The following is a 13455-nucleotide window of genomic DNA, read 5'->3' as shown; positions in this document are numbered from 1 at the left end:
AAATGGTAATGCAAGGGTTTTGTACTATTTTACCTGTTTTTCTTGCACCATTATTGATCGTCCGCTCTCTTAATCCTGGTGGTGTAACCTTTTGACACTGATTCAGCAAGCCCCAATTATTAATAGTGAAACTGCCCAATGGTCATCTAGCAGATTTAGGCAATAAAATAGAAGAATATTCTCTAAATCCGAATCATCAAGAAGTAAAAAATAAAGCTGTTTTGTTTGCCAGTAAGTTAGGCATTACCGTAAAAAATGCTGAAATGCTAAAACAGGCTTAAAAAGAAGCTGCTATCAACGAAGATGTTATTTTTCAAAAAAACAATGAATACGGAACACATTACAACATGAAATTCTTGCTGAAAACCGAAGTAGGTGAATCTCAGATTATAGCAGCTTGGATCGTCCGCTCAGGTGAAAGTTTCCCCAGATTAACAAGTTGTTATCCCGTCAAAAAGTAAGGTAAAAACAATGAAAACAATTAAACACCTAGATATCGTTGCTTTAACTGAAGATTTAGAAGCAACCCATTTTGAAACAAAACAAATCATTAAATTATATAAAGAACAAGTAGAAACAGTTGTGATGGAATTTGATGGCAGTGCTTTTGAGGTAGAATTTTCTCCTCAAGATGGCACAACTTATGCAATGGAAACAATTCCCGCCACAAAATTAATGCTTTTGCATTATGAATTACTGGAATCTGTAGGGGCAGTTAGCCGATGAATTTTGCCAGCAATAATCTTGATAAACCCGCCCCTAGATATTAATACAAATAATTTAGGCTCATTATAAAAAATCCCGCAAACACATCGCTTGGGGGATTTAGTAGGCAGGAAACTTGTAGGGAATACTGTTACTAAGCTCGGTCTACAATCTCTTTTGCTTTATCTTTGAGGTCTTCTTTCAGGTGAATTGCTGATGCTTCATCCTGCTTGGCTTGACCTTCTAATTTATCTTTCTGATTGCCAGTAACTTCGCTAGCAGCTTCTTGGATTTTGCCTTCAATATTCTTTGCTGTTGCTTCGACTCTATTTTCAATGCTCATAATTTTTTATTCTAACTCTACAACTATTAATATATACTTTTAAAGTTGAGTCTGTATCTCTCTTTAGATAGATTTGTTATTACCTTTATTTCTATGTTAAAGGTTCCATTGGAATTTCCACAAGTTTATTTCTCGAAGAAAAACCGGACTTAATGCCGATCGCAGATTTCGGCACTTTAAACTTTTTCGCCAACAGGATGATTAATTCTTGATTGGCTTTACCCTCCACAGGCGGCGACTTGAGATGTATTGTGAGGCTGCCGTCGGGTTGTTCTGCGATGCTTTGCTGTTTGGAATTCGGTTTAACTTTGACGGTGAAAATAGTCATACTTCGACTTTCTCTGAATGTTCGATCTTCGTTCCCAAAACTTTCAGGAATTCAGCCAGCCAGTTAGAATGTGCCGGCCACGCGGGGGCGGTGACTAAATTGCCATCGACTACGGCTTCGGTAACTGGAACTTCTGTATATTTGCCGCCGGCCCGGAGTACGTCGGGGCTGCAAGCGGGGTATGCGGTGCAGCGTTTGCCTTCGAGTACGCCTGCGGCGGTTAGGACTTGCAAGCCGTGACAAATAGATGCGATCGGCTTTTTGCTGTTGGCAAAGTAGCGGGTAATTTGCAGCACTTGTTCGTTGAGGCGGATGTATTCTGGGGCGCGTCCTCCGGGGATAACCAAAGCGTCGTAGTCGGCGGGGTTGATTTCGTCAAAAGTCGCGTTTAAAGTGAAGTTGTGACCGGGTTTTTCGCTGTAGGTTTGATCGCCTTCAAAGTCGTGAATTGCGGTGCGAATTTTTTGGCCTGCGGCTTTTTCCGGGCAGATGGCGTGGACGGTGTGACCTACCATTTGCAGTGCTTGGAAAGGAACCATTACTTCGTAGTCTTCTACAAAATCGCCGACTAGCATTAATATTTTTTTGGCTGTCATGTTTACAACTCCTGTTATTTGGATTTGGTTAAATAGGATTTAAAAAAAATGCGGGACAGTTAAAAAGCCTGCCCCGCAAGCTATTCTGGAATCTAGAAACCGTTGCGTCCCCAAATGACCATTGAAATTGAGAAGGAGAACAGAACTAGCACCGAAACCCAACCGAGTGACAAAATATCCATAGCTATTTATTGAACAAACTGTACAAAGTGACTCCAAACCTTATGTTGACACTCCCCGCGCTATCGCGACGGGGATTCTTAAGACTTTCCAGCCTTAATATCCCTGTTGCCAGGGTTTCCGGGCGCAATCCTTTTGCCAAAAATGGCGGTCTGCTATCCTAGTCTTACAACTAGCTCCTCGGTCGTGACTTTCCTCCAGTCCGGGGGTAGGTTTTAACGTCTTTTACTGACAATTTAATCGATTCAGAACCTTAGTATTGGTTGTGATTAATTATTTTGAGCATCCGTACTGCTGTTAAGCTAGATACTTGATTTCTCAAAATTCGCAACTTTCGACTCTTTTGACGATACCACACTTGGCAGACATTTGTGCAATTGGTATATCTGATAGGCAGCAGGATAAATCCTGCCATGCCCTTTCATCCCTGGACTCTAGTCACAGGGTTTTCAGGGTATTTTTTATAAGTCAATTTGAGCGATTTTAAGAATGAGGGCGCCGTGAAGGACTCGTCAAATTTTAGTGCCGCTGAACGGGTAGAATCTTTGAAGGCAGGGAGTCTTGCTGCTTTGTCTTGTTTGCTGGGTTTTGGAGCGATCGCCCTTGGTAATAGCTTTATTCTAGCGGATAGGTTGGATTCTCTGGCGAGTTTGCAGGTAAGGGAAATTGACCTAAATTTTGCCTTCAGAGGGACGATCGCACTTTTGGGCGGTTTTTTGTTCGGCGTGACTTACCGCTATGCGATTCGCCGAGATGTTAACCCGCAGCTTAAATCTGGTGCGGTGTTGGCTTTTGGGTTGGTGCGGGCTTTTGGACAGTTGGATGCTGGATTGTTTTTTGAGGCGGGACTTTCTTTTGAGGCGGGCAAGATGCCCGCCCTACAGGAGTTATTGCCGTTTGCGGTTCGCGGTGTCGAGAGTGTGGTATTGTTTGCGATCGCGGGTTTGGTTTTGGATTGGGCGATCGGGCGATCGTGGATTAAGCCCTTTGATTCTTGAGTGTAAAATCTTGCAGGATTTTTAGGAACAGGCATCTTGCCTGTTCCACAAAAGTTCAATTTTCCTGTCGGGCGTTGCTCCTAGCCCGCCCAAAAAATACAATTTAGATGCCAGACAGCTTATTTTGCGCTAAACCCGCCCCGAGAGATTTAATACCTCAAATTCTGGATTGCCGTAAACCATCTGTTTATCTACCGCCGACAAAACTTTATTGCTAGCAGCATCAGAAACTAAACACTGACAAACTAGCTGCGCTACATCCGCCCGGTGAATAGTTCCAGCAACTCGACAATCTTCTGTTAAAATACCGTTGCCTGTTGCAGGTTCCGATTTTAGTCCCCCCGGACGAATCACTGTATAAATCATCCCGCTTGCTATCAAATGATTTTCGGCTTTTTCCTTTTCAATTAAAACCGGTCGCAAAGTTTCTAAAGCTTGGGGCGGTAAAGCGCCGACACTATTACCGCTGCCGATTGATGAAACTAAAATAAATTTTTGCACGCCTGCTTTTACAGCCGCATCAATTAAGTTTTTGTTGCCCAAATAATCGGATATTTCTACATCTTTGGGCAAGCCGCCAATTGTGCTGATTACGGCATGAATTGGATCGCCGCCCGCCATCGCAGCTTCCACAGCGGCAGCATCCAAAGCATCGCCAGTCACGACTTTGATGCCCATTGCTTCTAATTCGGTACTGGTTGCGGGCGATCGCAAAAGTGCAGTTACTTGCATCTTTTGTGCTGCCAGACATTTCGCGATTTCTAAGCCGACTCCTCGACTAGCACCAGCTAAAAAAATGTGGAATTTCTCTGTCATATTAATTGTGTTTTAAGTTGTGCATAAATTGGTTGTTTTGACTGTGGAACAGTATACAACAATCCTCTGTAAATTTTTGAATTAGTTTTTTTAACCGCAGAGGGCGCAGAGGGCGCAGAGGAAGAGAGGGGAATGATTTGCAATTACCGATTCCCAATTTCCCATTTACGTTAGATTTTTTTGCCCACTATTACTACCCAAGATTGAGCTTCGCGCGGTAAGCCGGGGGGGCGATAGTAGTGATTGACAATTGCGAATCCCGCTTGTTCTAAACAAGGCGCTAAAGTATGATATTCCCATCCGGCAGTATAGCGTTTTCCCGTCGGCCGCTCGTCGTATCCCTCCCAATTTCCCCGGCACATTGACATGACAATTGCACCGTTAACAACTAAGGCTTTGTGCAAATTTTGCAGCACTTTCACCATCTCGTCACTGGGAACGTGAATCAGGGAAGCATTGGCAAAAATACCGTCAAATTCTGCCTCTGGCAAGTCGAGATTCAGAAAAGATTGCTGCCAAACTTCGCATCCTGATAACTTCTTAGCTATTTCTACAAAAGCTGGAGTTGCATCTAAACCTACCACTGTGTGTCCTTGGCTCTTGAAGGCTACTAAATCTCGTCCGGGGCCGCATCCTATATCGAGAATTTTACCGGGATTGCGGGGCATGGCAGCCGTCAATGCGGAGCGATTTTGGGATACGTCGTGATGCCAAGTTCCTTCTCGAAAAGATTCGGCAGTTAACTGATATTCGGCGATCGTAATTTCTTCGCGTTTGTCCACAATTTCCCCCTCTTGTATGATTTTAGATTTTAGATTTTAGATTTTAGATTGAAGAATGTTAACCGTAGGGACACGGCACTGCCCATTGGTGTCAGCTTAAGGCTAAAACCCTTGATAAATATCGGTTTTACCCGAGTCTAGATCCCCCTAAATCCCCCTTAAGAAGGGGGACTTCGATCAAACTCTTGTCCCCCCCTTCTTAAGGGGGGCTAGGGGGGATCGAACCCTAATAGTCAAACAGCAGGATGGTACTAAGTTTGACGTTAAGTTGACACGAAGAAGGGCACTGCCGTGTCCTACTCTATTTCATCCGATTGAAAACTGCTATAAGAGTTACACAACCAGGGTTTTTTGTTCAGATTTGGTAACTGCTGAATCAACTTCTAAGAGAGAACCTTCGGGGGATTCGATCGCAAATCCCGCATCTCTAATCATGTCCCAATCTTGATGGGCAGCTTGTCCGGGAGTTGTCAGATAATCGCCAACAAAGATAGAATTAGCGGGGTAGAGTCCGAGAGGTTGCAGCGATCGCAAATGCACCTCCCGTCCCCCAGCAATCCGAATTTCTTGACTGGGAAGCAAAAATCGGAACAAACAGAGAATTCGCAAACATTGGCGGGGAGTTAACCTGTTCACATCTGCAAATGGCGTGCCGGGAATCGGAATAAAAAAGTTGACCGGCACGCTAGTAACGCCCAACTTGCGAAGCGAAAGCGCTAAATCGATCGCATCATCATCCGATTCGCCCATCCCCAAAATTCCGCCGGAACAAGTTGTGATTCCCGCTGCTTTTACGTGTTCGACGGTTTCAACCCGATCGCCAAAAGTGTGAGTCGTGCAAATGTCCGAGTGATATGATTCGGAAGTATTGAGATTGTGATTTACGCGATCGACTCCAGCTTTAGCCAAACGATGAGTTTGCTCCTCGCTCAACAATCCCAAACAAGCACAGATTTTCAGGTTATAATTTGCCTTCACAGTCTCGACAGCATCCAAAACGCGATCGAAAGTAGATGCGTTAGGTTGGCGGCCCGAAATTACCAAACAAAACGTACCAGCTTTTAACTCTGCTGCGCGTTGGGCGGCATCCAGAATTTTCTCCTTAGCTAAAAGCGGATATTTCTCAATTTCCGCCGTCGAAATTTTTGACTGAGAACAATAATGGCAATCTTCAGGGCAAAGGCCACTTTGAGCGTTTAACAAATAGTGCAGCCTGACTCGGTTTCCCCAGTAGTGGCGGCGCACCCGATAAGCTGCGTTTAGTTGTTCCAGCAAAACCTCATCCGGTGCGCGCAATACGGCTAAAGATTGCTCGCGAGAGAGACATTTGCCCGCCAGCGCGTCGTCAGCCAAATCGTTCCAATTGGGTAAATTCATTACTAAAATTAAAGGGTTTACAGAGTATCCAAAACCTGACGAATTACCCGATAAATCGATTCTAGTTCATCAGGAGAAATGCAGTACGGAGGCATCAAGTAAAGCGTATTTCCCAAGGGGCGGAGCAAAAACCCCGCTTCGAGAAATCTGGCTTTCAATACAGGAGCAATGTCATTAAAATAACCGGAACCGCTTTCGGTTTTCACATCCATTGCTGCAATCGTGCCGCAAGTCCGAATCCGTTCGAGTTTAGGATGATTTCTCAGCCATTGATTCAGGTATTGGCGGTGCAATTTTTCCATCCCTTGATACACATTTGGGTTTTGCTCCAAAAGCTCCAAGGATGCTACACTCACCGCACAAGCTAAGGGATTTCCGGTGTAAGAATGACTGTGAAAAAAAGCTTTGTCCGATTCATCTCGCCAGAAAGCTTGATAAATATCCTCCGATGCCATTGTGACAGCAATTGGCAAACAGCCGCCAGACAATCCTTTAGACAAACACAGGATATCCGGCTTCGTTCCAGATTTAACAGAGGCAAACAGTTCCCCCGTGCGACCAAAACCAGTCATTACTTCATCGTAAATCAACAATACATTAAACTGACCCGCAAGTTGTGCGATCGCCTGCAAAAACTCAGGGCGGCACATTCGCATTCCCCCGGCACCTTGCACCAAAGGTTCGATAAAAATACCCGCATAGCCGCCCTGCTTTAAGAAAAACTCCAATTTCTCCAAACTCGCCGCCTCTTTGCTTTCCACCTCCTCGTCGCCGTCAAAAGTCGCCGGAAAAGGAACAACATCCCCAGCAAACATTAAAGGTGCAAAAGATTCCCACCACAGCGAACTTCTGCCAGCAGACATCGCGCCCACAGTATCGCCGTGATAACCTCCCTCAAAACTAATAAAGCTAGTACGGTTAGTTTCTCCGAGATTGCGCCAATATTGAAATGCCATTTTCAGAGCAACTTCAACAGCAGTCGATCCGTTATCAGAAAAGAAAATCCGCGTTAAAGAAGCAGGCGTATGAGTTAGCAATTTACTCGCAAGTTTCTGGGCAGGTTCGTGAGTAAACCCCGCGAAGATTACGTGTTCTAACTTTTGGGCTTGTTCGTAAAGAGCCTCCGCGAGAACCGGATGGCTGTGCCCGTGAACAGTCACCCACCAACTAGAAATACAGTCGAGAATGTGTCGCCCGTCTGCTAATTCCAGCACCGCTCCTTTGCCGCGAATTACCTTCAGTGGCGGGGCAGCCGTTTTCATTTGCGTGAAGGGCTGCCAAATCGGTGAACTAGAAGAATTGTGTTCATTATTCGCCGTCATTTTTACCAGGGTAACTAATATTAACTCGCATTTTAATATAGCAATGTTAACTTACGTGGCAACTCTTTATCTTCTCTTCTGTTTTCTTCTCTTCTGTTCCTTCGCGTCCTTAGCGTCTTCGCGGTTCGTTCAAAAAAATCTAGTTTGGTGTTGATGGCGGCTGCGCTGCAACGTCTGCCGCCATATCGCGTAGTCCCCGGCGATGGTTAAAATTGTCAGTTATACTTTTCTGCCTTTGAGCAAATAAGTCGTCATAGATCCTTTGCCTTTAACATTAATTTTACCGCGCTTTTCCAACAAATACTTATCGCACAGCAACTCATAAGTTGAGTTGCTAACTTGAATTTTACCCGGAAGTCCCTGAGATTCCATGCGGCTTGCTGTATTCACAGCATCTCCCCACAAATCGTAAATAAACTTTTTAGTGCCGATAACACCTGCTACAACAGGCCCAGTATTAATGCCAATGCGGATATTGAGAGGTTTACCGCATTCGTCACGGAATTTCATAATTTCTTGCTGCATTTCCAGCGCCATTTCGGCAATAGATTCGGCGTGATTTGTACAGGGAAGTGGCAAACCGCCTGCTACCATATAATTGTCGCCGATAGTCTTAATTTTTTCTAAGCCGTATTGCTCGCTCAAGCTATCGAAAGATGAAAATATTTTGTTAAGCAACTCGACTAATTCTTCAGGAGACGTGCGCGAAGATATTTCGGTAAAGCCCACAATATCAGCAAACAAAACCGTAACCTCGGCAAATCCGTCCGCAATATTTATCTGACCTTGTTTTAGGCGATCGGCAATCATTACTGGTAATATATTTAGTAATAAACGTTCCGACTTTTCTTGTTCGGCGCGCAATACTTCCTCAGCTTGTTTACGCTGGGCGATTTCCTTGTATACTCGGTGAAACATTTGATTGAATGCGACCATGAGTTCTCCCAACTCGTCATCACGCTTGACAGACAGAGAGTAGAAATCAGGTTGTTCTCGATCTTTGCTCAAAGCGTCTCCGGCAGCGATCAAGTCATCGCGCAATCTCAAGAGAGGTGAAATTACTGTCACCCCTAAAAAAAACATAGTCACAGAAGTGACAAAGGCTGATATAATGATGACTAGAACGGCAATCCGCCCGATAAATGCGTAGAGTTCCGGTTGAACGGTGGAAGCATCGTGGCGAACAATTAAGATGTAATCGCCTCCAAAATGTCGCTCCGTCCAAGCAATATCGTAGCGCTTGCCATCGAAATTGTGACTGTGAACTATACGAGCTCTTTTTAGTTGCTTTAAACTGATTTCTGGGGGTTCGCCAAGTGTATATATTAGCTGACCGTTAGCTTGGTAAATAGATAGTCCTAAAACTACTTGAGAATCCTTAATAATATTTTTTACTTCTTCTTGCAAGAAAGTGCGATCGGAAATATCTTGTTGAAGCAAAAACTCTAGGGAATCAACAGTCGCGCGAGATACCTGTTCCAGTTGGGTTAAAAGTTCATTTTCTCGCCGAAAATAAGAGGGAACTAAAATAATTCCCTCTATGACAAGAATGCTAGCAAATACCCACAAAGCTATTTGCCTAGACAAGCGAGATTTGAAAAATTTCAAAAATGATAAAATCCGCGATAACATAAAACTTACTATTTTGCAAATGGCTAATGTAGGACATAGGAAAATAAACGCGGTTTCTCGTAATAAATTTTTGGTTTGTCAACGAAGCAACCGGGCAGAAACCGGGTTCTCACATCCCCTGTGTAATTCCTGTAATTGTCAGCAGTCAAAAGCCAGCAGGCATTAACTGTTAGTTCTTGGCTAACGGCTAACAACTAATGACTGATGACTCCGGACTAACTAGCAGACCCCTTCATAATATAATAAACAAATTAAACCGAAACTGGGCTGACTAGCCTGCCTGCAAGCAGATAAGTATTCATATCGCCCTTGCCTTTGATGTGGATAATTCCTCTGTCTTCAAACAGATACTTATTTCTCAAGATATCGTAAGTTGATTGTGTGACTTGAATCGCGCCGGCAATTCCGTGGGATTCCATGCGCGCTGCTGTATTGACGGCATCGCCCCAGAGGTCGTAAATAAATTTTTTAGTGCCAATAACCCCCGCAATTGCCGGCCCGGTATTGATGCCGATGCGAATGTTAATTCCTGCATGATGTTTGGCATTAAATTTTGCTAATTCCTCCTGCATATCTAAAGCCATTTCCGCAATGCTTTCGGCGTGGTTGGTGCTGGGATTTGGCAAACCTCCCACTACCATGTAAGCATCTCCAATTGTTTTGATTTTTTCCAAGCCGTACTTTTCCGTTAAGCTATCGAAGGCTGAAAAAATTTCGTTTAGAAACTTGAGCAGTTCTTCGGGAGATATTTGTGCTGAAAGCACGGTAAAGCCTACGATATCTGCAAACAAAATCGTGACTTCTGCGAAGCCGTCAGCAATACTGCTTTGACCGTCTTTTAACTTGGTAGCAATGGATTGGGGTAAAATATTGAGCAGCAGGCGATCGCTCTTTTCCTGTTCTTTTACCAATTCTACATTAGTTTCTTGCAATTGTGCCGTGCGTTCCCAGACGCGCTGTTCTAATTGTTTAGCATTTTGGCGCAACCTGCTGATAGATACAGTTAAGCCTGTCACTCCTAAAACGGAAAGTCCTACTAACAGTAAAAACAGGTTTTTAAGTTCACTTTGAGTATGTTGAGTGATGGTATCGAGAGGTTGAGTAATTTCTAATATCCCCCGCACATCTCCCACTTTCCAATCAGTTTTAGGACTGTCACGGTGACTATTGTGACAGTTCACGCAGCTAGAACTTAGAATATCTGCCTCGGCATATCGAAAGGCGGGTTTGCCGCGAACATCATCAACGCGGAAAAATTTTTCTGTCGGATTTTGCGTCAAATAGGTAATAGCTTGCTGTTCAAACTCGTCTCGGGCTCCGCCTTCTTTTTGTCGCCAGGGAAACGGGTAGTTGCTATAGAGACGAAGTGATACTTCGGGATTTTTTTTTGTGATATTGTTGCCTAGTTCTATTAAGAAACTGGCTGGTACGGGAACTGTTACTTTTGTCGGGTTGTAGTCGTGGGTAAAGTTAATTGCTTCAGCGGTGTTTAGAGGACTAACAACATTGGAACTGTAAAGGGTGCGGGCTTCTTTAACAGCTTGGGCATAGAGGGTGGCATTTTGGAGGGCTTGCGATTCGATTAGAGTGGAGGAAAGACGAGACATATTTGCCATCGCTACTCCTACACCTACACAAAATAAAATTGTCACCGCAAGGAGAATGCGCTTATAAATTAATTGGCTGATGGCAGCCCGACTGCGAGAAATCAACTGGCGCATGGTATCCTCAAGCGTGAGGTTTAATCTCTATTTCAATTTATGCACTACTAACATAACACTGCTTGTTCAGACTATTTTGCTGGCGTCCGGGGTAAACCAAGACTCTCTGGGTGCAACGGAGGGTTAATTATGGTTTACCGCGAGTGTTTCGCTTATCCGTAAGAATACCCATAACTTTATAGGGATTTTCTGTTGAGTGAAGTACAGATGCTCGGTTAAGGACACCGCAGTGCCCTGTCCCTACTTCACGCACTTTTTGCTTTATCTCGGTTAGGATAGCAATTGTAGTCTATGGTTGGCGATCGTGAATTCTGACTCTACTGTCTCACCTACTAACAAGGAAATTTTTCCGGGAGAAGTTTTCGTCAATACTGCTGATTTTGATACCGGCATTCGGCGACTTTTACCTAAATATGACGAAATGTTGAATGTATTAGCAGGCTGCATTGCTAACACAAACGATCGCATTTTAGAACTCGGCTGCGGTACGGGGGAACTCACTTTAAAAGTTCTCCAACGCTACCCGTCTGCGGAAATAGTGGCTGTCGATTACTCGCCGCGAATGCTTGATTTTGCCCGCGCCAAAATAGAGTCGGCAGGATACGCAGCCCGGTGGACTGGCATAGAAATGGATTTTGGAGAATGGGCGAACAATCCAAATTTCTCAGGCTTGGGCGATAAATTCAATGCTTGCATTTCATCTCTGGCAATTCACCATCTTGAGGACGAGATGAAGCTGAAATTGTTTCAAGGGATTCGCGAAAATTTAAATCCTGGTGGCTGTTTTTGGAATGCCGATCCTCTTTTAGCAGAATCGTCAGAGATGAAAGATATTTATCAAGCGGCGCGAGAAGATTGGGCGCGAAATCAGGGGGAAACCTTAGCACAAATTCGTGCAAATGTGGGAAAGAGTGTCTCTTACGGATATTCTAATCCCGATCGCCTAGCTACACTTTCGGCACATTTGGAAATGCTGGTAAAAGCTGGGTTTGAGACTGTTGCAGTTCCTTGGAAATACTACGGTATGGCAGTGTTTGGGGGATTTGTTAATTGAAAACAACAGTCCTGGAGGCAGAACTTTTATATGTAGGGTGCGCCTGGACGCACCTTACTACTTAAAGAAAGATTGCAGTTAGTATTTTATTTTACTAAGCTCTGCTTGAGAAAATATATAATACTGCCAGCATGGAGTAAACAAAATGACTGCAACTGCGATTCAAAGTATTGACTGGGATGCTTTTTCTTCGGAACTATCGGGAATTGAAATAATTAGCGATCGCGCGCAAGTTGTCAAGCTATCTCAAGACTATTATCACTTCAGTCCTGTTTTGCAACCCATCTTAAGTGATAAAACAGGAGATTTAGTAGTTCGTCCCGCCAGCGAAGCCGAAGTTTTGCGGATTGCTGCAGCCTGCGTCAAATCCAAAATTCCGCTAACTGTCAGAGGTGCAGGAACGGGCAATTACGGGCAGTGCATTCCCCTCAAGGGCGGCGTCATTTTAGATACCAGCAAAATGCACAGTATCCGCTGGATAAAACCGGGTTTAGCTTGCGTAGAACCAGGGGTGAAAATGTCGGTTTTCGACAAACAAGCGCGAGAAACTGGTTGGGAATTGCGGATGGTTCCCTCAACCTATCGCACCGCAACGATTGGGGGATTTATCGGCGGCGGTAGCGGGGGAATTGGTTCGATAACTTACGGGCAATTGCGCGATCGGGGAAATCTTCATGCCGTTCGAGTCGTTACAATGGAAGACGATCCCCGCGTCATCGAATTGCGCGGCGATGAAGTGCAGAAAGTCAATCACGCTTACGGCACAAATGGGATTATTACTGAGTTAGAAATTCCCCTCGCCCCTGCTTATGCTTGGGCGGAAATCATCGTCGCTTTTGACGCTTTTATGACATCGGCAAACTTCGGTCAAGCTTTGGGCGATGCTGACGGGATTATCAAAAAACTAATTTGTGTTTGTGCTTGGCCGATTCCTGCTTATTTTGCTGCTTTCCGCGATGCAATTCCTGAAGGTAAGCACTGCGCTTTGTTAATGGTAGCTGAATCTTGTCTGGAACCGCTGCAAGATTTGGTGCGCGAATATGGCGGCACAATTTGCTATCAAAAAAACGCGCAAGCAGCGAGCAAAGGTGCAGCAATTGCTGAATTTACTTGGAATCATACAACTCTACACGCTCGCAGCGCTGACCCGTCCCTGACTTATTTGCAGACGCTTTTTCCCGCAGATCAAGGTTTGAAATTGATTGAGGAACTGTACAATTATTATGGGGATGAGGTGATGATGCACTTGGAGTTTTTGCGGATGAATGGCAGGGCGATCGCCGCAGCTTTGCAAATAGTTCGCTACACTACGGAATCACGGCTCAATGAAATTATTCGCTATCACGAACACCAAGGTGCACTGATTGCGAATCCTCACACTTATATATTGGAAGATGGAGGGATGAAAAGTATTAATGTGGAACAGTTGCAGTTTAAAGAGTTGGTCGATCCTTACGGTTTGCTTAATCCGGGTAAAATGCGGGCGTGGTTGGAACGGGATTAAGGGCGATGGTTTTTAGATCAGATTCGGATCTTGAAATCGCTGCTAGACAAACGAAGTCCGCCTAAGCGCTGGCTTCGCCCACGCGGACTGAGAAATG

13 protein-coding genes and 3 pseudogenes are annotated in these 13455 nt (G+C 44.5%); 5 read left to right on the top strand and 11 right to left on the bottom strand.

Annotated elements, in window-relative coordinates; translation table 11 throughout:
- The first annotated feature begins 125 nt into the window (after positions 1-125).
- Positions 126-461: pseudogene (locus NDI35_RS29625) on the top strand (DUF6883 domain-containing protein).
- Between the two features lie 10 nt (positions 462-471).
- Complete coding sequence (locus NDI35_RS24470) at positions 472-726, top strand: DUF4926 domain-containing protein (protein ID WP_445314978.1); 255 nt, start codon at positions 472-474, stop codon at positions 724-726.
- 133 nt (positions 727-859) lie between these two features.
- Here the strand turns inward: NDI35_RS24470 and NDI35_RS24465 are convergent, their stop codons facing one another.
- The 4 genes from NDI35_RS24465 to petN form a co-directional block, all read right to left on the bottom strand.
- Positions 860-1048, bottom strand: a complete 189-nt coding sequence (locus NDI35_RS24465; RefSeq protein ID WP_333025464.1) for a CsbD family protein — start codon at positions 1046-1048, stop codon at positions 860-862.
- Between the two features lie 91 nt (positions 1049-1139).
- A complete protein-coding gene (locus NDI35_RS24460; protein WP_445314977.1) occupies positions 1140-1376 on the bottom strand; it encodes a DUF167 domain-containing protein in 237 nt (78 codons plus the stop codon).
- A complete protein-coding gene (locus tag NDI35_RS24455) occupies positions 1373-1972 on the bottom strand; it encodes a DJ-1/PfpI family protein (RefSeq protein ID WP_445314976.1) in 600 nt (199 codons plus the stop codon). Before NDI35_RS24455 ends, NDI35_RS24460 begins: the two co-directional genes overlap by 4 nt.
- A 92-nt stretch (positions 1973-2064) precedes the next feature.
- The gene (gene petN, locus NDI35_RS24450; protein ID WP_071883976.1) at positions 2065-2154 is read right to left on the bottom strand and encodes a cytochrome b6-f complex subunit PetN; all 90 of its coding nucleotides are present in this window, start codon (positions 2152-2154) and stop codon (positions 2065-2067) included.
- 498 nt (positions 2155-2652) lie between these two features.
- On the opposite strand from petN, the gene NDI35_RS24445 reads away from it, so the two are divergent.
- On the top strand, positions 2653-3150 hold the full coding sequence (locus tag NDI35_RS24445) for a hypothetical protein (RefSeq protein ID WP_445314975.1): 498 nt from the start codon (positions 2653-2655) through the stop codon (positions 3148-3150).
- 129 nt (positions 3151-3279) lie between these two features.
- Here NDI35_RS24445 and NDI35_RS24440 read toward each other — a convergent pair whose 3' ends face one another.
- The 7 genes and pseudogenes from NDI35_RS24440 to NDI35_RS24410 all read right to left on the bottom strand — a co-directional run.
- Positions 3280-3966 carry an SDR family oxidoreductase gene (locus NDI35_RS24440; RefSeq protein WP_445314974.1) on the bottom strand — a complete coding sequence of 229 codons (687 nt, stop codon included), beginning with the start codon at positions 3964-3966 and terminating at the stop codon, positions 3280-3282.
- Positions 3967-4136: 170 nt separating this feature from the next.
- Positions 4137-4748 (bottom strand): class I SAM-dependent methyltransferase, encoded by a 612-nt coding sequence (locus tag NDI35_RS24435; protein ID WP_445314973.1) that lies wholly within the window; start codon positions 4746-4748, stop codon positions 4137-4139.
- Positions 4749-5081: 333 nt separating this feature from the next.
- Positions 5082-6125, bottom strand: coding sequence for a biotin synthase BioB (gene bioB / locus NDI35_RS24430; RefSeq protein WP_445314972.1), 1044 nt, complete (start codon positions 6123-6125; stop codon positions 5082-5084).
- A gap of 17 nt (positions 6126-6142) precedes the next feature.
- The gene (gene bioA / locus NDI35_RS24425; protein ID WP_445314971.1) at positions 6143-7447 is read right to left on the bottom strand and encodes an adenosylmethionine--8-amino-7-oxononanoate transaminase; all 1305 of its coding nucleotides are present in this window, start codon (positions 7445-7447) and stop codon (positions 6143-6145) included.
- Positions 7448-7666: 219 nt separating this feature from the next.
- The gene (locus NDI35_RS24420; protein ID WP_445314970.1) at positions 7667-9079 is read right to left on the bottom strand and encodes an adenylate/guanylate cyclase domain-containing protein; all 1413 of its coding nucleotides are present in this window, start codon (positions 9077-9079) and stop codon (positions 7667-7669) included.
- A 251-nt stretch (positions 9080-9330) separates the two neighbouring features.
- Positions 9331-10047, bottom strand: a pseudogene (locus NDI35_RS24415) (adenylate/guanylate cyclase domain-containing protein); the annotation flags it as partial.
- A gap of 138 nt (positions 10048-10185) precedes the next feature.
- Positions 10186-10686: pseudogene (locus NDI35_RS24410) on the bottom strand (Tll0287-like domain-containing protein); the annotation flags it as partial.
- Positions 10687-11104: 418 nt separating this feature from the next.
- On the opposite strand from NDI35_RS24410, the gene NDI35_RS24405 reads away from it, so the two are divergent.
- Together NDI35_RS24405 and NDI35_RS24400 are read left to right on the top strand one after the other, a co-directional pair.
- Complete coding sequence (locus NDI35_RS24405; protein WP_445314969.1) at positions 11105-11854, top strand: class I SAM-dependent methyltransferase; 750 nt, start codon at positions 11105-11107, stop codon at positions 11852-11854.
- Between the two features lie 145 nt (positions 11855-11999).
- Positions 12000-13358, top strand: a complete 1359-nt coding sequence (locus NDI35_RS24400; protein WP_445314968.1) for an FAD-binding oxidoreductase — start codon at positions 12000-12002, stop codon at positions 13356-13358.
- The last annotated feature ends 97 nt before the right edge of the window (positions 13359-13455 follow it).

It is taken from the genome of Microcoleus vaginatus FACHB-2002 (assembly GCF_040004035.1).
Lineage (GTDB): Bacteria > Cyanobacteriota > Cyanobacteriia > Cyanobacteriales > Microcoleaceae > Microcoleus > Microcoleus vaginatus_C.
The sequence above is the reverse complement of the archived record's forward strand: the minus strand, read 5'-3'. Positions and strand labels throughout refer to the sequence as shown.

Bases quoted from the DNA above. Each gene is read 5' to 3' on its own strand.
- NDI35_RS24470 (WP_445314978.1), top strand. From the start codon at position 472: ATGAAAACAATTAAACACCTAGATATCGTTGCTTTAACTGAAGATTTA.
- NDI35_RS24465 (WP_333025464.1), bottom strand. From the start codon at position 1,048: ATGAGCATTGAAAATAGAGTCGAAGCAACAGCAAAGAATATTGAAGGC.
- NDI35_RS24460 (WP_445314977.1), bottom strand. From the start codon at position 1,376: ATGACTATTTTCACCGTCAAAGTTAAACCGAATTCCAAACAGCAAAGC.
- NDI35_RS24455 (WP_445314976.1), bottom strand. From the start codon at position 1,972: ATGACAGCCAAAAAAATATTAATGCTAGTCGGCGATTTTGTAGAAGAC.
- petN (WP_071883976.1), bottom strand. From the start codon at position 2,154: ATGGATATTTTGTCACTCGGTTGGGTTTCGGTGCTAGTTCTGTTCTCC.
- NDI35_RS24440 (WP_445314974.1), bottom strand. From the start codon at position 3,966: ATGACAGAGAAATTCCACATTTTTTTAGCTGGTGCTAGTCGAGGAGTC.
- bioB (WP_445314972.1), bottom strand. From the start codon at position 6,125: ATGAATTTACCCAATTGGAACGATTTGGCTGACGACGCGCTGGCGGGC.
- bioA (WP_445314971.1), bottom strand. From the start codon at position 7,447: ATGACGGCGAATAATGAACACAATTCTTCTAGTTCACCGATTTGGCAG.
- NDI35_RS24420 (WP_445314970.1), bottom strand. From the start codon at position 9,079: ATGTTATCGCGGATTTTATCATTTTTGAAATTTTTCAAATCTCGCTTG.
- NDI35_RS24400 (WP_445314968.1), top strand. From the start codon at position 12,000: ATGACTGCAACTGCGATTCAAAGTATTGACTGGGATGCTTTTTCTTCG.